At 64.9% G+C, this 18,822-nt stretch carries 18 protein-coding genes; 7 read left to right on the forward strand and 11 right to left on the reverse strand.

Going from position 1 to position 18,822, the window contains the following annotated elements; all coding sequences use genetic code 11:
* Positions 1-10: 10 nt before the first annotated feature.
* Positions 11-826 carry a shikimate 5-dehydrogenase gene (locus tag HQ354_RS20830; protein ID WP_167676285.1) on the forward strand — a complete coding sequence of 272 codons (816 nt, stop codon included), beginning with the start codon at positions 11-13 and terminating at the stop codon, positions 824-826.
* 1 nt (position 827) lies between these two features.
* Here HQ354_RS20830 and HQ354_RS20835 read toward each other — a convergent pair whose 3' ends face one another.
* The 8 genes from HQ354_RS20835 to eltD are packed head-to-tail and all read right to left on the reverse strand — an operon-like array spanning position 828 to position 9,678.
* Positions 828-1,328 (reverse strand): ribose-5-phosphate isomerase, encoded by a 501-nt coding sequence (locus HQ354_RS20835; protein ID WP_167676287.1) that lies wholly within the window; start codon positions 1,326-1,328, stop codon positions 828-830.
* On the reverse strand, positions 1,325-3,055 hold the full coding sequence (locus HQ354_RS20840) for a dihydroxyacetone kinase family protein (RefSeq protein WP_167676289.1): 1,731 nt from the start codon (positions 3,053-3,055) through the stop codon (positions 1,325-1,327). The genes HQ354_RS20835 and HQ354_RS20840 overlap by 4 nt, the downstream gene beginning before the upstream one ends.
* Before the next feature lie 8 nt (positions 3,056-3,063).
* Positions 3,064-4,185, reverse strand: coding sequence for an ABC transporter ATP-binding protein (locus HQ354_RS20845; protein ID WP_167676291.1), 1,122 nt, complete (start codon positions 4,183-4,185; stop codon positions 3,064-3,066).
* The gene (locus HQ354_RS20850; protein ID WP_222635483.1) at positions 4,186-5,310 is read right to left on the reverse strand and encodes an ABC transporter ATP-binding protein; all 1,125 of its coding nucleotides are present in this window, start codon (positions 5,308-5,310) and stop codon (positions 4,186-4,188) included.
* Complete coding sequence (locus HQ354_RS20855; RefSeq protein WP_068426969.1) at positions 5,311-6,177, reverse strand: carbohydrate ABC transporter permease; 867 nt, start codon at positions 6,175-6,177, stop codon at positions 5,311-5,313.
* 3 nt (positions 6,178-6,180) lie between these two features.
* The gene (locus HQ354_RS20860; RefSeq protein ID WP_068426971.1) at positions 6,181-7,128 is read right to left on the reverse strand and encodes a carbohydrate ABC transporter permease; all 948 of its coding nucleotides are present in this window, start codon (positions 7,126-7,128) and stop codon (positions 6,181-6,183) included.
* 24 nt (positions 7,129-7,152) lie between these two features.
* Entirely contained in the window at positions 7,153-8,529 is a 1,377-nt protein-coding gene (locus tag HQ354_RS20865; RefSeq protein ID WP_068426973.1) for an ABC transporter substrate-binding protein, read from the reverse strand.
* A 57-nt stretch (positions 8,530-8,586) separates the two neighbouring features.
* Entirely contained in the window at positions 8,587-9,678 is a 1,092-nt protein-coding gene (gene eltD / locus HQ354_RS20870; RefSeq protein WP_068426975.1) for an erythritol/L-threitol dehyrogenase, read from the reverse strand.
* Between the two features lie 151 nt (positions 9,679-9,829).
* Between eltD and HQ354_RS20875 the strand changes: the two genes are divergently transcribed.
* Positions 9,830-10,855 carry a sugar-binding transcriptional regulator gene (locus HQ354_RS20875; RefSeq protein WP_114332359.1) on the forward strand — a complete coding sequence of 342 codons (1,026 nt, stop codon included), beginning with the start codon at positions 9,830-9,832 and terminating at the stop codon, positions 10,853-10,855.
* Positions 10,852-11,610: an SDR family NAD(P)-dependent oxidoreductase gene (locus tag HQ354_RS20880; RefSeq protein ID WP_068426979.1), complete on the forward strand. Its 759-nt coding sequence runs from the start codon at positions 10,852-10,854 to the stop codon at positions 11,608-11,610. The genes HQ354_RS20875 and HQ354_RS20880 overlap by 4 nt, the downstream gene beginning before the upstream one ends.
* Here the strand turns inward: HQ354_RS20880 and HQ354_RS20885 are convergent.
* Positions 11,595-13,109: an FGGY-family carbohydrate kinase gene (locus HQ354_RS20885; RefSeq protein WP_222635482.1), complete on the reverse strand. Its 1,515-nt coding sequence runs from the start codon at positions 13,107-13,109 to the stop codon at positions 11,595-11,597. The two genes, HQ354_RS20880 and HQ354_RS20885, sit on opposite strands and share 16 nt — an antisense overlap.
* 62 nt (positions 13,110-13,171) lie before the next feature.
* Here HQ354_RS20885 and HQ354_RS20890 point away from each other — a divergent pair, with 62 nt between their 5' ends.
* Together HQ354_RS20890 and HQ354_RS20895 are read left to right on the forward strand one after the other, a co-directional pair.
* Entirely contained in the window at positions 13,172-14,377 is a 1,206-nt protein-coding gene (locus HQ354_RS20890; RefSeq protein ID WP_167676297.1) for a benzoate/H(+) symporter BenE family transporter, read from the forward strand.
* Between the two features lie 60 nt (positions 14,378-14,437).
* Positions 14,438-14,902 (forward strand): thioesterase family protein, encoded by a 465-nt coding sequence (locus HQ354_RS20895; RefSeq protein WP_068426985.1) that lies wholly within the window; start codon positions 14,438-14,440, stop codon positions 14,900-14,902.
* On the opposite strand, the gene HQ354_RS20900 is transcribed toward HQ354_RS20895, so the two are convergent.
* Together HQ354_RS20900 and HQ354_RS20905 are read right to left on the reverse strand one after the other, a co-directional pair.
* Positions 14,899-15,924, reverse strand: coding sequence for a phosphotransferase family protein (locus tag HQ354_RS20900; RefSeq protein WP_068426987.1), 1,026 nt, complete (start codon positions 15,922-15,924; stop codon positions 14,899-14,901). The two genes, HQ354_RS20895 and HQ354_RS20900, sit on opposite strands and share 4 nt — an antisense overlap.
* An 80-nt stretch (positions 15,925-16,004) precedes the next feature.
* On the reverse strand, positions 16,005-16,379 hold the full coding sequence (locus tag HQ354_RS20905) for a hypothetical protein (RefSeq protein ID WP_222635481.1): 375 nt from the start codon (positions 16,377-16,379) through the stop codon (positions 16,005-16,007).
* A 299-nt stretch (positions 16,380-16,678) separates the two neighbouring features.
* Between HQ354_RS20905 and HQ354_RS20910 the strand changes: the two genes are divergently transcribed.
* Together HQ354_RS20910 and HQ354_RS20915 are read left to right on the forward strand one after the other, a co-directional pair.
* Complete coding sequence (locus tag HQ354_RS20910) at positions 16,679-17,869, forward strand: MFS transporter (RefSeq protein WP_167676303.1); 1,191 nt, start codon at positions 16,679-16,681, stop codon at positions 17,867-17,869.
* Positions 17,870-17,955: 86 nt separating this feature from the next.
* Complete coding sequence (locus HQ354_RS20915) at positions 17,956-18,657, forward strand: hypothetical protein (RefSeq protein WP_167676305.1); 702 nt, start codon at positions 17,956-17,958, stop codon at positions 18,655-18,657.
* The last annotated feature ends 165 nt before the right edge of the window (positions 18,658-18,822 follow it).

Consider the following 18,822-nt stretch of genomic DNA (forward strand, 5'->3'; position numbering starts at 1 on the left):
AGTACTGACGATGTCGCGCAGCTTCCTCAACCGTGAAACTCAGTTCTGCATGTCGTTGTCGGGACGACCGAGCAACATCGGTACGCGATTCCACAACTACCTGTACGACGAACTCGACCTGAACTTCGTCTACAAGGCATTCACGACGACCGATCTTTCCGCCGCGATCGGTGGAGTTCGCGCACTGGGCATCCGCGGGTGCGCCGTGTCGATGCCGTTCAAGGAGGACGTCATCGCACTCGTCGACGTGATGCACGATTCGGCGAGCGCCATCGACTCGGTCAACACCATCGTCAACGAGAACGGCGTACTGCACGCCTACAACACCGACTATCAGGCCGTCGCGAATCTGCTCGCGTCGTCCGGGTTCGCGACCGACTGGTCCGTCGCCGTCACCGGAAGCGGAGGAATGGCCAAGGCCGTCGTTGCCGCACTTCGTGATTCGGGCTTCACCGACGGAACCGTCGTCGCCCGCAACACCGACACCGGACGAGCCTTGGCCGACGCGTACGGATACGCCTATTCCCAGGACACCGTCGACGCAGACCTCCTCGTCAACGTCACCCCCATCGGCATGGACGGCGGCCCCGACGCCGACGCATCCCCGTTCTCGGACGATCGAATCTCCGCCGCGCAGGCCGTGTTCGACGTCGTCGCCATGCCGTCGGAGACACCGTTGATCGTCGCGGCTCGTGCGGCCGGCAAACCCGTCGTCACCGGCGCCGAGGTCATCGCGCTGCAGGCGGCCGAGCAATTCCACCTGTACACCGGGGTCCGGCCGACCGACGAGCAGGTGCGACGGGCGTCGGAATTCTCGCGACGCTAGCTCAGTCGCAGACCGCCTTGGCCTCGTCCTCGGCGGTCGCGAGTGCGCCGGACTCGTACTCGCCGATCGCCGCGACCTTCGCCGCGGACGCCGACGCCGGGTCGAACGTGTAGCCGAGCCATTCCTTGGCCAGACGTCGAGCGAGCTCGATACCGATCACGCGCTGTCCCATGCACAACACCTGGGCGTCGTTGCTGAGCACCGCGCGTTCGACCGAGAAACTGTCGTGGGCCGTCACAGCCCGAACACCGGGTACCTTGTTGGCGCTGATCGCAACTCCGAGGCCGGTACCACAGACGAGCAGCGCACGGTCGGCAGTACCGTCGGCGATCATGCGGGCTGCCGTGACCGCGACATGGGGGTACGCCGTGTGCTCGTCGTCGCCGACGCCTACATCGGCGACCGATTCGACTCTCTCGTCGTTCCGAAGATCGGCCAGCAGTGCCTGCTTGTACTGGAGACCTGCGTCGTCACAGCCGACGACGATGCGGAGTTTGTTCATGATCGGAGTCCTCGTGTCGTGAAGAGTTCGGCGACGGTGGCTACACACATCGCCAGTGAGATCGCGCCCGCGTCGGGTGTACCGACGCTTTTCTCGGCGAGCGGGCGTGCCCGTCCTACCCTCGGGCGTAGTTCGGCCGTGTCGTCGGCTGCCGTTCGCGCCACGACAACTGCATCGGTCCATGCGGTTCGCCACTCGTTTCCGCCGGCCACCGATTTCTCGATCGCGCCCACGAACGGGTCGAACGCGTCGAGCATCGTCTTGTCTCCGAGCGCCGCCCCACCGAGCGACGTCAGCGCGTCGTAGCCTGCTCGGAGCGCCTCGGCGACGGCACGGTCGTCGGGAGTTCCCTTGTTGCCGAGTCGGTTTCCGATGGCGGTCAGGGCGGCGCCCCACAAGACGCCGGATGTGCCTCCGGCTTTCGCAGCCCACGCGGATCCGGCCGCGGCCAGAACAGAACCGGCTCCACCCCGACGCGAGACAGCCTCGTCGGCCGCCTTGCTTCCCGCAGCTGTGCCCTTGACCATTCCGCGGCCATGATCGCCGTCACCGGCCACGGCGTCGATCCGTCCGAGCTCGTCCTCGGCGTCGGCCATCCGCTCGGCGAGAGCTTTCAGCGAGGCTGCGACAAATGTGCCGCAATCGCGGGAGGATTCGTCCGACTCGGGGAGGGTGTCGGCGTCGACGGCAGCAACTGCATCGCTGGACCGCCGCTGCCCCGCGTCGGCGTCGACGATTCCCTTGCGGTAGGCCGGGGTGTCGGCGGGCGAGGTCCACAACCGCTCGAGTTCGTCGTCGAGCCACATGACGGTCAGCGAGCAGCCTGCCATGTCGAGGCTCGTGACGAGTTCTCCCACCTCCGGATCCACGATCGTGTACCCGGCGTCCCGCAGGCGTGCGGCCGCCCCGGACCATACGACGAACAATTCTTCGTACTTGGTACGTCCGAGTCCGTTGAGGATGACCGCGATTCGGTCGCCACTGCCCGCGGGCTTCTCCGCCAGCACTCCGTCGACGAGGAGTTCCGCGAGTTCCGACGCCGTGGGCATGGCGTGCGAGGACACCCCGGGTTCGCCGTGGATACCGAGACCGAGATCCATCGTCCCCTGTGCCACCGTGAACAGCGGATCGGCGGCACCCGGCATCGTGCAGCCGTCGAAGGCGACGCCGAGCGTACGGGTCGCGTCGTTCGCCGCGATACCCACACGTTCGACGCCGTTCATGTCGTATCCGGAATCGGCTGCTGCAGAAGCACATCGGAACACCGTGAAATCTCCGGCGATTCCGCGGCGCTTGGCAATCTGGTCTTTCGGTGCGCTCGCGATATCGTCCGTGACTGCGAGATATCGCGCGTCGATACCCTCGGACCTCAGCTTCTGCACTGCCAGACCGAAGTTCATGACGTCACCGGCGTAGTTTCCGGTCGTCAGCAGTACCCCTCCCCCGTTGTCCGCGGCCCGCGCGACCGACGCCGCGTCGTCGGCGGACGGCGAGGTGAAGATGTTGCCCACCACAGCGCCGTCGGCGAATCCGCGACCGACCACGCCGCAGAAGGCGGGATAGTGACCGGAACCGCCGCCGACCACGACGGCCGCCTTTCCCTGCGGTGTCTCGGTCGCGCGGACGACACCCCCGGGCACGCCCACCACGTACCGAGCGTTGGCGTCGAGAAAACCGTCCAGCATGTCCTCCATGAAGGAGGACGGATCGTTGAAAAGCTTCGTCACGGCAGTTCCTATCGGAGTCGACGACCGGAATCGCGGTCGAACAAGTAGATGCGTTCGGCCGGAGCCGAGAGCGCGCAGCGGTCGTGGGTGCGGAACCGCTCGCGCGCAGGTGTCTGCACGACGAACGTCTCGCCGCCGGTCGCGGCGACCGTCGCCTGACCGAACTCCATCAGGTGTTCGAAGTAGTCCACCGACACGGCGATCTGCCCCGCTCTCGGTGCGCCGGAGGCCAGAACGGCGTCCTGGGGCCGAATTCCGACCTTGACGAGGGTGCCGTCGGCAACCTTCTTCGCCGCGACGGGCAACATCCCGCCTCCGATCTCGACGGACGTCTCGCCACCGGACGAGCGGACGATTCCATCGACGACGTTGATCTGCGGTTCGCCGACGAAGCCTGCCACGAACAGGTTCGCCGGGTCGTCGAACACTTCGTCGGGCGTCCCGAACTGCTGGATGACGCCGCCGTCCATGACCGCGAGCCGGTCTGCGAGGCTCAACGCCTCGACCTGATCGTGGGTGACGACGATCGTCGTGTAGCCGAATTCACGTTGCAGCATCTTGAGCTCGCGTCGAACACGTTGGCGCGCAGATGCATCGAGATGCGACAACGGCTCGTCGAGCAGCAGCACCGGTGGGTTGCGCACGAGTGCCCGCGCCAATGCGACGCGCTGCTTCTGACCGCTCGACAGACCGGCGGGCCTCAGATCGAGAAGGTCGTCCATCTCGAGTCGCCGGGCGATGGAATTCACCAATTCGTCGGCGTTCTTGACCTTGCGCGCCTTCAGCCCATACGCAAGGTTCTCGCGGATGGTCAACGGCGGATACAGCGCGTAACTCTCGAATCCGACACCGACTTCGCGTTTTCCTGGAGGGAGGTCGGTGATCGTCCGGTCACCGATGCGTATCTGGCCACTGGTCACGGTTTCCAGACCGGCGATCATCCGGAGGGTGGTGGTCTTGCCGCACCCCGACGGCCCCAGCAACGCAACTAGTTCCCCCGGCTCGATCGCCAGGTCGATTCCCTTGACCGCTTTGAACTCCTCGCGCCCACGCGAGGAGTACGTCTTGACCAGAGTGTCGAGCGTGAGACTCTGTGCCACTGCGGTCGGCTTGGTCTGTACGGCAGTCATCTACTGCTCCTTCGCATCTGCAGCGCCGAGTCGCTTCGTCTCGGAGTCGGAACGACCGTCGACGCCGGCGAAGAGGTGGATATCGGAAGCGTCGACGGAGACGGTGACTCTGGCTCCCTCGGTGATGTGGCGACCGCCCTTGGACAATGCGATCAGCGTCGTACCACCGAGATCCACCGACACCTCGACGTCGCGACCGAGTCGTTCCGCCAGCACGACGGTGCCGTCGAACGACAACTTCCCGGGCTCTGCCCTCTCCAGGACCTCCACGTCGCACGGGCGGATTCCGATGCGTACGGAGTCGCCGTCGGACAGTCCCAGCTTCCGCGGCACCGGGATGTCGAGCGAACTACCGAGCACCCTCGACAGGCCGTCGTCGACGGTCGCGTCGTAGAGGTTGATCTCGGGTTGACCGAGCGCTTTGGCGACGAACGTGTCCGCCGGTGCACGCCAGATGTTCTCGGGCGTATCCACCTGCACGACGCGGCCCTCGCGGAGAATCGCGATGCGATCTCCCAGTGCGAGTGCCTCCTGGTAGTCGTGGGTGACGTACACCGTCGTCGTGTTCGACATCTCGCCGAGTTGCCTCAGTTCGACGCGCATCGACGCACGAAGCTTCGCGTCGAGGTGCGACAGAGGCTCGTCGAGCAGGTACACGTCCGCGGGTCGCACCAGCACTCGGCCGAGTGCCACACGCTGACGCTGGCCGTTGGACAGCTCACGCGGAAAACGTTGCAGGAGATGGTCGATACCGAGAGTCTTGGTCACGGCCGCGATCCGCGCGGTCTGTTCGGCCTCGCTGTACTTGCCGGTCCGTCCGGACTTCAGCGGCGACGCCAGGTTCTGCGACACCGTCTTCTGCGGATACAACGCGTAACTCTCGAACGCCATCGCGACGTTGCGGTGGTACGGCTCGACGGACGTCATGTCCGTGCCTGCGATGTGAACGGCGCCTTCGTCGACGTCGACCAGTCCGGCAATGGATTTGAGCGTCGTCGTCTTACCCGCACCCGATGGCCCGAGAATGACGAAGAACTCGCCGTCGGCGATGTCGAGATCGATACCGTCGATGCCGATCTTCTTGCCGTATTTCTTGCTGAGTCCCTTGATCGCCAAGTGTGCCATCTAGGATTTCACCGCCCCGAAGGAGAGACCGCGAACCAGGTAACGCTGAATCGTGAGCGCCAGGATCAGCGGTGGAAGTGCTGCGATGACGGCCGCCGCCGCAGTGAGGTTGTAGTAGGCCTGTCCTCCGCCACCGAGGAACTTCGTGATCGCGACGGTGACCGTGCTGGCATTGCTGTCCGACAGAATCAACGGGAACACGTAGTTGTTCCACGCGAAGATGAAGGCCAGCAGCGCCGCGGCCGCGATCCCCGGTCGCACGAGCGGCAGCGCCACCATCACGAAAGCCCGTGTGCGGGTGTATCCGTCGAGAAGCGCAGCCTGTTCGAGATCTTCCGGCAGGTCCTGGAAGTACGAACGCAGAATCCAGACGACGAGCGGCATCGTGACCAGTTGAAGCACCCAGATCATGCCGACCTTCGTGTCGAAGAGTCCGATCTGGTTGTAGATGACGAACAGCGGCACGATGACCATCAGCTCGGGTGCGAAGCGGAAGGACAGCATCTGGAACATCAGGTCGTTGCTGCCTTTGTACTGCCACCGGCCCGCCGCGTAGGCAGCGGGAATACCGATGACGAGCGACACGATCACCGCGCCACCGCAGTTGATGAGGCTGGTGAGCAACGAGGACGTGAAGTCGACACTCGTCAGGTCGGTTCCACGCTGACTCAGCACCGTCGCGAAGTTCTCGAACGTAGGGGTGAAGGCGAAGTAGGTGCTGGTCTGCTCGGCGTCGGACTTCAGTGCGAGCAGCACCATCCACACGATCGGGAACAGCGAGAAGACGAACCACACGAGCAGCACGACGTCCGCTGCGACCGACGCCGGCGTGAACCGACGCTGTCCGGGAAGCAATTCCTTGGCCATGGTTCAGCTCTCCGCGCCTGCAGCACGCCGCTGCGCTTTGCCGAGCACGCTCACGAGGAAGCGTGCGGTGATGAACACGAGGATCCACAGCAGGAACATGTAGGTGCTGCCGCGGGAGTAGTCGAGGTTGATGATCGAGTCCTCGAACGCGCCGATCTGCAACGACCGGGTGGCGACACCAGGACCGCCCGCCGTGAGAACCCATGGGACGTCGAAGAACTTGAGGTTGTCCATGAAGCGGAAGATCACGGCGACGAGGATGTACGGCCAGAGCATCGGCAGCATGAGGCGTCGGAACATGTAGAACCAGCTGGCCCCGTCGACCTCCGACGCTTCGAACGGTTCCTTCGGAAGCGAACGGATGCCCGCGAGGACGAGGATCGCGACGAACGGCGTGAAGATCCACAGGTCGACGAGGATCACGGAGAACAGCGCGTTCTGGCTGCTCAGCCAGTCGAACGTGTTACCGAGCCCGAGAACGTGATTGAGCACGCCGAACTGCGGGTTGAACATCAACTTCCACACCACGGCCGCAATGACGGGCGCGATCATCAACGGCAGGATCAGAACCTTCTCGAAGATCCGTCCGATGATCGACGACCGGTTGAGGAGCAGGGCGATGATCACGCCGATGACGGTCTCGACGACGGTGGCGACGACCGCGAAGGTGCCCGTGACCCGCACGCTCGACCAGAACTGCGCGTCGCCGAGGACGCTGGCGTAGTTGCGAAATCCTACGAACACCGGATTCGGGTTCACCGCAGCGTAATTGAGGAACGAGTACCACGCACCGACGAAGAACGGGTACAGAATCCCGACGACGATCAGAACCGCGGGAACCGACAGCAGGTACGGCCGGAGCCGTCGACGCCACCGCGGCACTTCGGGTTTCGACGTGGCGGCCGGCTGGGGCGTGTCGGTCGCGCGTGCGGTGTCAGAACGGGTGGCCATGACCTACCTCTTTCCAGGACGTCATCACAGATTCACCTTCGAGGTGTTGGTTTTCGCGAGCCCGTCGAGACGCGATCGGGCGTCGTCGCCGCCGTAGATGTCCTGCAGAGCCGACGCCCAGTTCTGGGTGGTGTCGAAGAACTTCTTCTGCGGCGTGAACTGGATCTTGGACTGGTCGATGACGGTCTCGAAGGTCTCGAGATAGCCCGCCTGGTCCGCGACCTGCTGCTTGAACACGCCGTCGAACACCGACTTTCGGACCGGGTCGGCGTAGATCCCGCCCTGCACGGCCTTCGACATCGCTTCCTTGCCCGTCGCCCACTGCATGAACAGCCAGGCGGCGTGCTTGTTCTTCGACATCGAGTTCATCGCGAGCGACCACGTCCACAGGTTGGTGGCATAGCTGCCGTCGGGGCCTGCCGGTCCGGGGTACCACCCGATGTTGCCCGCCTGCGCCGACGCGCCCGGCTTGTTCTTCGGGTAGGTGGCGCTGTCCGCGTCGTAGACCATCATGGCGGTGCCGTCGCCGAGATCACCTGTGGCATTGGGGTAGTCGTAGGACGTCCACGAGGTCGGGCCGGCCTTGTGTTGCATCTCGATCCACTTCTCCGTGAATGCGACGGCTTTGTCCGAGTTCATGCGAGCCTGCAGCTCGCCGTTCTCGAAGACGTAGTCCTGGGCGCCTTCTCGGGTGTACTGCGTCATGAAGCCGGGATGAATCGTGGCCCAGGACTTCGATCCACGGGTGGCGATGCCGTACCGATTCTGTGACCGGTCGGTCAAATCGATGGCCAGCTGGATGAAGTTGTCGAACGTGTCCGGCAACGTGATGCCGTTCTTGTCGAAGTACGCCTTGTTGTAGGCGACGACGTTGTTCTCGAAGCCCCACGGCAGTGCCCACTGTCCACCGGTGCCCAATGGACTGCCCTGCTCGAAGTCCCAGCTCGTCGACGTGCGAAGACCTTCGTAGATGTCGTCGAAGTCGTACTCGTCGCTGGTGGCAGAACTGTTCTGCAGCCATGGACCGAGGTCCTCGAGCCATCCGGGAGGACCGTACTGCCAGATGAAGTAGGCGCCGAGCATGAACACGTCGTGTTTGCCTGTGCCGCCTGCCAGTTCGGTGTTCAGCTTGGTGAAGTAGTCGGCCTCGGGAACCAGGTCCGCGTTGATGGTGATGCCGGTGAGCTGCTCGAACTCGGCCAACAACGGCTGGAAGGACTGCTGATACGGGTGCGGGGTCTGCAGGATGTTAAGCGTCGTACCCTGCGCGGCCTTCCAGTCGAACGGTCCGGTGACCTCGCCTGCGCCGTTGACAGCGTCGACGCCTCCGCCGACGCCACAGGAGGACAGAATCGGAACGGAGGCCGCGGCGATGCCCGCCAGGCCCATCGCCCGTAGCATGTCCCGCCTCGAGAATTGATGAATGCTCATGTGTTGTCTCCCGGTGTGGGCGGAAAGTCAGGACGGGATAAGCGAGACCTTGACGGACTCCGCACCACTGCCGACGAGGTCGAGGCCTTTCTGGAAGTCCGCGAGCGGCAACTGATGCGTGCAGATCTTGTCCATCGGAAGAACGCCGGACTCGATCATGCGGATTGCCGCAGGCCAGCAGTACGGGCCGAGATGTGCGCCGAGGACGTCGAGTTCCTTGTCGTCGGAGATGATCGACCAGTCGACGGACACGTCGCTGCCGAAGACGCCGTATTCGACGTACGTACCGAGTTTGCGCAGCAGACCGAGCCCCTGCGGAACTGCCGACGGATGCCCGGTTCCTTCGAGGTAGACGTCGGCGCCGTAGCCGCCGGTGAGGTCCTTGACGATCCTCTCGGCGTCCTCGTTGCGAATGTCGATCACGATGTCGGCACCGCATTCCCGTGCGAGAGCCAGCTTTTCGGGCTGCATGTCGAGAGCGATCACGTGAGCGGGGCTCTTGGCGCGAGCGCCCGCGATCATGCCGAGTCCGATCGGACCACAGCCGGCGACGACGACCACGTCGTCGAAGGTGATGCCCGCGCGCTCGACGGCGTGCAACGAGCACGAGAGCGGCTCCGTGAATGCCGCATGCGCGGGCGGAATGCCCTTGGACACCTTGTGCACCAACGCATCTGCCGGATACACCATGTACGACGCCATCGCCCCCGGCGTGCGCCGCTTGAATCCGTACAGATCGTGCGGGGCGCACATGTGGTACTGCCCGCGAAGGCAGAACCGGCACTTCCAACACGGAACGATCTGCTCGGAGACGACTCGATCGCCGACCGCGACGTTCCAGCGCGCCGATGCTTCGTCGTCGATCACGACGATCTCCCCGACGAATTCGTGACCGGGAATGACGTCGGTCTCGGCCCATGCGGGACGGTTCTCGTCACCCCAGAACTTGGCTGCACCGTGATAGCACTTCAGATCACTGGCGCAGATTCCAACGGCTTCGACGCGCACGAGCGCCTCGCCCGGTCCGGGAACGGGTACCGGTACCTCTTCGAGGCGGTAGTCCTCCGGGCCATGACAGACGACGGCCTGCATCTTCTCGGGGATCGCGGTGTCCGACATGAAAGAGCTCCTGATCTGGCGGCAGTGATGGGACGCATTGCTGTGTCGCGATGTGTTGGCGATCACGTTAACGGTCCGTTATACATATGTCCAGAACGAATGTTCAGCAATTCAAAGTCCGTGCACATATGTTCAGTGGGATACTGCGACCATGGCCACAACCAGTTCAGCGAGCGAGAACACACCGTCGACCGCCGACGCCGGTCACTTCGCGCCCACGCTGCTGTACACCGCCGCCAAGCTCTACTACGAAGACGATGCGACCCAGGCCGAGGTGGCCGCGAAGTTGGGCACCAGCCGCGCGACGGTCAGCAGACTACTGTCCGAAGCCAGGCGCCAGGGCATCGTGCGTATCGAGGTCATTCCCCCGAGCACGTCTGCACAGGACGACCTCGCCGAGCGCGTCGCCGCCGCACTGGGGCTCACACACGTCTACCTGTCGGCACCTCTGCCTGCGCCGACGCCGTCGAAGCCGACCGTCGACCTCATGGGACGGTATCTCGCGCCCGAGGTGTCGAAGGCCCTGGGAGCAGTCGGATTGGTACCCGGGGACATCCTGCTGGTCTCGTCGGGCCGAACGGTCTACGAGGTCGCACAGTTCGATCTCGATCGCATTCCCGGGGTACTCGTCGCACCCACGGTCGGGGGAAACGACCAACCCGAGGAGTGGTATCAGACCAACGAGATCACTCGCTTGATTTCGAACAAGCTGGGCGGGCGGGCCAACTACCTGTTCGCGCCTGCCCTACCCGGAGCCGATCTCCACTCGATCATCCACTCCGACCCCGCAATACAGCGAGTCCTCGACCTGTGGCCGCAAGCCCGGTGCATCCTGATGGGCGTCGGCGCCCCTCCGTTGCTGCGTTCGGACATACCGAGATTCGTCCCGACGAACGCTGCGTCGCTGCGTGATTCCGTCGGCGACGTCTGCTCGAGGTTCTACGACCGCGACGGCAATTCCGTCGAGTTCCCGGGGTCCGACCGACTGATCGCGGTGGAACTGGCTGCGCTGCAGAAGATTCCGGTCGGGATTGCAGTGGCAGTCGGCGACGAGAAGGTCGCACCCATCGTCAGCGGCGCACGCGCGAAGTTCTTCAACCAGCTCGTCACCGACCCCTCGACCGCCCAGAGCATTCTCGACCACGTTCGACCCGACGCAGAGAAAGACGCTCCATGACGCTTCCCAATTCCTCGCTCCTCGACGGCAAACGTGCCCTGATCACCGGAGCCGGCCGAGGCATCGGAGCCGACATCGCACGAACGTTCGCCGCGGCGGGCGCGCGGCTCGTCCTGTCCGGACGAGACCGAGACGGTCTCGAAAGTTTCGCCGCCACGCTCGATGCCGAATGCACGGTCGTCACAGCCGACCTGTCGACCGCCGACGGCCCGGAGAAACTGGCCGACGACGCCGCGCACGCATACGGCGGCCTCGACATTCTGATCAACAACGCCGGGATCTCCTACCCCGAGACCGTCGACGCACTCGACACCGCACATTTCGACGAGGTGCTGCAGGTCAATCTCCGCGCACCGTCTCTGCTGGCCGCCAGGACAGGACGTGCGATGGCCGACGCGACGGGCGGATCGATCGTCACCGTCGCGTCGGCGGCTGCGCTGCGACCGCTTCCCGAGCACTACGCGTACTGCACCTCGAAGGCAGGACTGATCATGGCGACGAAAGTCCTCGCGCTCGAACTCGGGCATCGCGGAGTCCGCGCCAATTCCATCTGCCCCACAGTCGTTCTCACCGACATGGGACAGAAGGTGTGGGGTGATCCCGTCAAGTCCGCGCCGATGTTGGCACGGATTCCGACCGGCCGATTCGCCGTCCCGTCGGAAGTGTCGGCTACAGCGCTGTGGCTTGCCTCCGATGCGTCGTCCATGATCAACGGCAGCGACATACCGGTCGACGGCGGCTACCTGGTCAGCTGAGCGCCCGCATGGACGATCTTTCGTGTCGACGGGTAGAGCTCGCACCAGTTCCCGTAGAGGTCGTCGTACAGCGCTTTGTGTTCGGGATTCGGGGGAATTTCCGACGCGACTGTCGCCCAATCGGTTTCGGGTGAGACAGCGCCGACGCCGATAGCGGCCAGAAGTCCGTCTCCGTAACTGGCTCCGATGGCCTGCGTCGGAACCAATTGAGTGCGACCGGTGATGTCGCTCAGCGCCTGAGCCCACACCGGGCTGCGCAGTCCCCCGCCGACGGCGACGGCTCGCGTGACCGGCGTGTCCGAGTCGTCGAACATCTCGAGAATCTGCCTGATACCGAACGAAATTCCCTCGTAGGCAGCACGAAACATATGTCCGCGGGTATGCCGGAGGGTCAGTCCTGCCATGACTCCACGGGCATCGGGATCGAAGACGGGAGTGCGCTCTCCGGCGAGGTACGGAAGCACCAGGAGTCCGTCGGAGCCGGCCGGGACGGCAGAGGCCTCGCGCATCAACTCGTCGAAAGACGCACCGCCGGTGACGGTTTGCAGCCACGTCGTCAGCGAACCTGCGGTGGATGTGCCCGCGGCCAGCGCGTAAGTCCCCTTCTCGACCCCCGTCGTGGTCCAGAGCGCCCCGGACGTGGAGCCCGCCGGACGCCCCGTGGGTGCAGGCGTGCGGTACTCGGCGAGGACCTGCACGAGGAACATCGTCGATCCGTACATCAGCATCAGATCACCCGGGTGACGCACCCCGACGCTGAAGGCCTCGGCATACGCGTCGACGGTTCCTGCGACGACGGGCGTCCCGACGGGTATCCCGGTGGACGCGGCGGCGTCGGCGCTCACCTTTCCGACGATCTCGCTCGGCCACGCGAGCCGAGGAAGATCCAATCCGTCCAGCACGCGATCGGACCATTCTGTGTTCCAACCGAATTCGCGCACCGAATACAACGGGTCGCACTGGCTCGCCGTGTGGTGGTCCTGAATGTATTCTCCCGTCAGTTTGGCGACGACGTAGGAGTTGGAGCCGAACCACTTGCTCGCCCGCGCGAAGTTCTCGGGTTCGTTCTTGCGCACCCACTCGATTTTCGGGCCGACCGCCTGACTGGACAGCAACTTTCCGCAGCGACGCAGGATCTCGGCTTCACCGAACAGTGCGGTGAGCTCGGCGATTTCCGCGTGAGCACGGGAGTCGATTCCGTACAGGATCGCCGAACGGACCGGGTTCAGGTCCGCGTCGGTGAGGACGAGGCATGGCCCGACGCCGCTGACACACATGGCCGCGACGCGTGAGCCCGCCGGAACCTCGGCAGTCAATGACGACGCGATGGCGCAGACGTCGGCCCACCACACTGCTTCGGCGTCCACCTCGGCCCACCCCGGCCGTGGAAGCGACATCTCGTGGGCCCGTTGTTCGGAGGCGAGAACGACGCCGTCCTCGGTGACCAGAACTCCCTTGGTGCTGCCGGTACCCATATCGATGCCCACGAACAAGTCCACGGGGCAAACACTATCGGAGCAGGCCACCCGCCGCGGCAAGTCTCAGGGCATCATGGACATCCGTGTCCGAACACGAAAATACAGTCGAACAGGAACGCTCCGGGCCACTGCAGCCGGTGCTGGCCGGTGTCGTGGCCGCACTGGTCGGGTTCACGAGTTCGTTCGCCGTCGTACTGACGGGTCTGCGTGCTGTCGGCGCGTCGCCCGAGGACGCCGCGTCGGGACTTCTCGCGATCTGTGTGACGCAGGCGCTCGGCATGCTGTATCTCTCCCGGCGATATCGACAACCCATCACGCTCGCCTGGTCGACGCCGGGGGCGGCCCTGCTCGCCGGCACCGGAACCGTCACCGGCGGCTGGCCCGCTGCGGTCGGCGCCTTCGTGGTGGTCGGCGCACTCGTGGTGACGACCGGCCTGTGGCCGCGACTCGGCGCCTTGATCACCTCGATCCCGACGTCGATCGCACAGGCGATGCTCGCGGGTGTCCTGCTCCCCCTCTGCTTGAAACCGGTCACCGCGTTCGCTGCGTCACCGGCGTTCATCGCCCCTGTCGTACTCGTCTGGCTTGTGCTGCAACGCTTCTCGAAGCGCTGGGCCGTGCCGGCGGCATTCGTGGCCGCCGCGATCGTCATCGCAGTCGACGTCGTCGCCGAAGATCGTGTTCCCAGTCCGGTGGACCTCGTCCCGCGTGTCGACCTCACCACACCGCAGTGGACGTGGCAGGCGATCATCGGAATCGCACTACCGCTCTACGTCGTCACGATGGCGTCCCAGAACATTCCCGGCATGGCGGTGATGAAGTCCTTCGGCTACGACGTGCCGTGGCGACCCGCGATGGGCGTCACCGGACTGGGCACGGTCATCGGAGCTCCGTTCGGAGGCCACGCCATCAACCTCGCGGCCATCAGCGCCGCACTCGCAGCAGCGCCGCAGGCGGATCCCGACCCGAAACGCCGGTGGATCGCCGCATCGTCGGCCGGGTGGTTCTACCTGTTGCTCGCGCTGTGCTCGGCCGCGCTCGCGACTCTCGTTTCCGTCGCACCTGCCGGCGTCGTCGAGACCGTAGCCGGCCTCGCGCTACTGGGCACCCTCGGGGCCTCGCTCGCCGGCGCGTTGAAGAACGAGGCGGGACGGGAGGCGGCCATCCTGACCTTCCTCATCGCCGCATCGGGCGTCACGGTGCTGGGTATCGGGTCCGCGTTCTGGGCACTCGTCGCCGGACTCGTGGTGCGGTGGGTACTGATGCCGTCCGCCTCTGCGCGACCGTGACCCCAGCACATTATTGCCGGGAGTGGAGCCTGCAGGAATGACCCGAATTAGACTCGACTCATGACCGCTTCCGCCGAGCAGCGAGCCGAACCGAATCCCGCTGCCGACTACCCGGCCCTGTGGCCCGTCGCGACGCGATGGGACGACAACGACCACTACGGACACGTCAACAACGTCACCTACTACGCGTTCTTCGACACCGCGGTCAACGGCTGGCTGATGTCCACGACCGGCGTCGACATTCGTGAACTCCCGGCGATCGGCGTCGTCGCCGAGACGTCGTGCAAGTATCACCGCGAGCTGTCGTTCCCGGATCGACTGCAGGTCGGACTGTCGGTCGAGAAACTCGGCACCCGCAGCATCGTGTACTCGCTTGCGCTGTTCCGCGACACCGACGGCGACGAGCTACAGCTGGCCGCGACCGGCCGATTCGTGCACGTCTACGTCGACGCGGTCACGCGCACGCCCGTTCCGATCCCGACCGAAATAGAAGCTGCTGCACGCACTCTCGTGGTACCGCGCTAGAGACCGATCGCGTCGGCGGTCGCCGTGGCGCGAGTCAGGATGTCGTCGACCAACGTCGTCGTCGGTGCACCTGCCTGGGCTCGGTTGCGGGCATCCGCCTCGGCGCGACGCATGACTCCTTCGGCGATGATCGACAACTTCCACAGCGCGAGCACCTGCCAGTAGTCCACGGCCGAGACGTCGCGGCCGGTGACGCGCGCGTACTCGGCGACCAACTCGGCACGCGTCGGGAATCCGGGCAGTGTCGATGCCATGAACGGGCCTGCGACGTCGTCGCCGGCCTCTGGCCAGTACGCGAGCAGCCCGCCGAGGTCGGCCAGCGGGTCACCGAGGGTGCACAGCTCCCAGTCGACGACGGCCACGATCGACCCATCCGTGCGCGACGTGATCACGTTGTTCATGTGGAAGTCGCCGTGCACCAACGAAAGCTCCTGCTGTTCAGGAACATTCGCGGCCAAGCGCTGAGCGAGCGAATCGATCGCGGGCACCTCGCGAGATCTCGTGTGCTCCCACTGCGTCGTCCACCGCTTCAACTGACGCTGCGCGTACGGCTTGTGGCTCGCGAGATCGAGAAGTCCGACACTTTCCAGGTCGACCCGGTGGATCTCGGCGAGCGCACCGACCATGCCGAGACCGATCGAGCGTCGAACGGTGTCGTGGAGTGTCTCTGCGACGGCAGGTGAGTCGATCACGACACCGTCGACGTGCGCCATCAGAACGAGCGGCGCATCCGAGACGGCCGGGTCCTCGGACAGCGCCAACATCTTGGGAACCGGAACCGACGTGTTCTGCAACGCGGACAGAATGCGATGCTCACGCACGACGTCGTGCGCCGACGCCAGCAGTGTGCCGAGCGGAGGCCTGCGCAGCACCCACCGCGAGCCGCTCACATCGGTGACCGCGTATGTCAGATTGGATTGACCGTTACCGATTCGCTGGAACGTCAGCGGGGACACCGCTCCGATGCCCAACGATCCGATCCACTTCGATACCGCGGACTCGTCCACACCCGCCGACGCCATTCGAACCCCTTACCCTCGTCTTCGCAACCGGAGTGGATGGTATCCATTCGAGTGACGGCTGGGGCGGAGTTCGCGTGCGGTCAGCTGGCGCGCAGGTACGACGGCGACGCGGCAGCGTCCGACGCGGCATCCTCGGCGAGAGCGGTGTCACGACGCGCAGCGACCTCGTCGAAGTCGCCGCCCAGCAGCGCCACCAGCGACTCCGGCTCGGCCAGCCAGGCCTGAGCCATCGCACGAATTTCCGACGACACGAAGAAGCCGCTCATTTCCAGCGCTTCGATCCATTCGCCGACGGCGTCCGGCGTTGCTTCGGGGAGCGAACTGCGTTCGAGACGCGCGACCTCGAACTCGTAGCAGAAGAAGGCTCGCATCATGTCGAGCTGCCCTTGAGTCAACGACGGTTCGGGCTCGGTCGCGTCGGTGGTGACAGTCGGGCGAGCGTCTGCAAGAGTCATGGCTTCTCCTTCGATCGGCGGCGCTGTGTGCCAGGTCCGGTCAGCAAGAGGTTTCAACATATGTCCGAGACCGTGTTCGGATCGTTACGAATCTCGCTGTAACGATCACTCACTTTCTAGCGATGCCCTGAAGCTACGCTCTCCCTGGTAGCTCCACCAGATCGAACCGGACGATGTGATAAGCGTCACAGTTTGACAACCAGTCCAGTGACTTTCCAGTTACGAATGATGTGTCACGCGCGGGCGTCGCACTCGGCGCCTGCGGTCTCACGACGTCGCCGCAGGTAGCGTGGGACCCCATGGTGAACGAGGTGACCGACCAGGCTGCGCGTCTACGACGGGCCAGGGCAGCCATTTTCGGCGTCTTCGCCGTCAACGGTTTCGTGTTCGCTATCTGGGTGGTTCACATCCCCAGCGTCGAGGATCGAGTCGGCATTTCTCATGCCACGCTCGGCTCGTTGCTGCTCGTTCTCGGCGCCGGCGCCATCGTCGGCATGCAGACTGCGGGGCCACTCGCGGACCGGTTCGGCAGCAACCGCCTCGTGATCGCCACCGGTACAGCACTCTCGTGCGCAGCCATGGGACCCGCACTGTCTCAGAGCGCGGTGGCGCTCGCGATCTCGCTGTTCGTGTTCGGCATGTTCAACGGCGCACTGGACGTGTCGATGAACTCTCAGGCCGTCGACGTCGAGCGGCTGTACGGGCGCCCGATCATGTCCGCGTTCCATGCGCTGTTCTCGGTCGGTGGCGTCGTCGGATCGCTCGTCGGAGCAGCCATGCTCGCCGCATCGGTGCGTATCGACGCGTCCATGGGAGCCGCCGCAGTACTGGGCGTCGCCGCCATCGCGGTCTGCAGCCGCTTCCTGTTGACGCCGACCGAACACATGCCGACCCAGGACGACACGTCGCCGAGCACGCGGGGCACGAAGTTCTCGCCTCGTGTGCTCACCCTCGGGGCACTTGCGTTCTCGCTGATGCTGGCGGAGGGCGTCGCCAACGACTGGAGCACGCTGCAGGTCAAGGAACATCTGAACACCGCGGACGGCACCGCAGCCTTGGCGTTCGGCTTCTTCGCCGCGATGATGACGGTCGGCCGGTTCTGCGCCGATCGCGTCAGCGCACGGTTCGGGCCCGTCGCGGTCGTTCGATACGGCAACCTGATCGCAGCCGTCGGCATGCTCCTGGTCTTCACGTCCGGCTGGCTGCCTTTGACCCTCGCGGGATGGGCAGCGTTCGGGTTGGGCCTGTCCGGCAGCATCCCGCAGATCTTCACCAGTGCGGGAAACCTAGGATCGGGCCCGTCGGCGACCAACATGTCCCGCGTCGTCGGCATGGGATACGTCGGACTGCTCGCAGGCCCCGCGATCATCGGATGGCTGTCCCATGCTATCCCGCTCACCACGGCGATGCTGGTGCCGCTGCTGCTCACGGTGATCGCAGCTGCCTCGGCGGGAACCGTACGACCCCAGCGCGCGCCCGTTCCCCAGTAGCCTCACGGCCGGCTCACATGACGCATTCAGATTCGTGGTGCATCCTCGGGTAGCTGACGCATGAAGAGAAGGGGGCCAGTCGGGGCATGAGCGCAGACACGGACAGCATGGAACTCGTCGAACTGGGGGAGAACGAACTCTATTTCGACGACGTCGACGCGATCGCGCGACGACGTCGAATCCTGGCCAGAGCGATCGCGGTCGGAGCTGCGACGGTAGGACTCGTCGTGCTACTGGGGATTCTGCCGCTGGCAGGCGTCGACTATCCCCACTCGCGGGCAGTCGTACCCAGCCTGGCCGGCCCGTCGGACTCGGTGTTGACGGCGTTCGGGATCACACCCGTTCTCGTGGCCGTAGCCGTGCTGACCGTCGTCGCGCTGATACGGGGGCTCCCCTACGGGATCGGTGCCGTCATCACTCTGGTGATCGGAGCATCGCTGACGACGGCGGGCGTGCGCGCGTGGGCCGTCGGCTGGGTACCCGGATCGGCCTTGCCGAACGGCTATGCCACTGCAGCGGTTGCGCTCGTCTGCGCGACGACGCTCGTGGCCTCGCCGAGATTCCTGCCCATGGTGTGGGGACTCGGTGGCGTCGGCGTCGCGACGGTGTGCGCGGCAGCGGTCGTCGGGGGCGCGGTATCGGTGATCGGCGTCGTGACGACTCTGCTCGTCGTGCTCGCCTGGTGGGCCGTCTCGTCGGGGGTCATGGTGTACTCCCCCGTCGCCGCCGAACGGGAGAAGCAGAATCCGTTCGACACAGCAGCGTTGGCGTTCCGTCGCATGCGCTGACGCGCCCGTGCGCGGATAGTTGCACCCTGGGCCAACTTTCCGCGCAGTGATACTGGAATGGTTCGTCGATGCAGTGGTTTGACTCGTTTCCGCGCTGACGCCGATGGCTGTCCTTCCCGTGATGTGTCGGCTGCTGCATCGATGGACACCTGAAGCACACGCGAC

This window comes from Rhodococcus sp. BP-261 (assembly GCF_019835205.1).
GTDB lineage: Bacteria > Actinomycetota > Actinomycetes > Mycobacteriales > Mycobacteriaceae > Rhodococcoides > Rhodococcoides kyotonensis_B.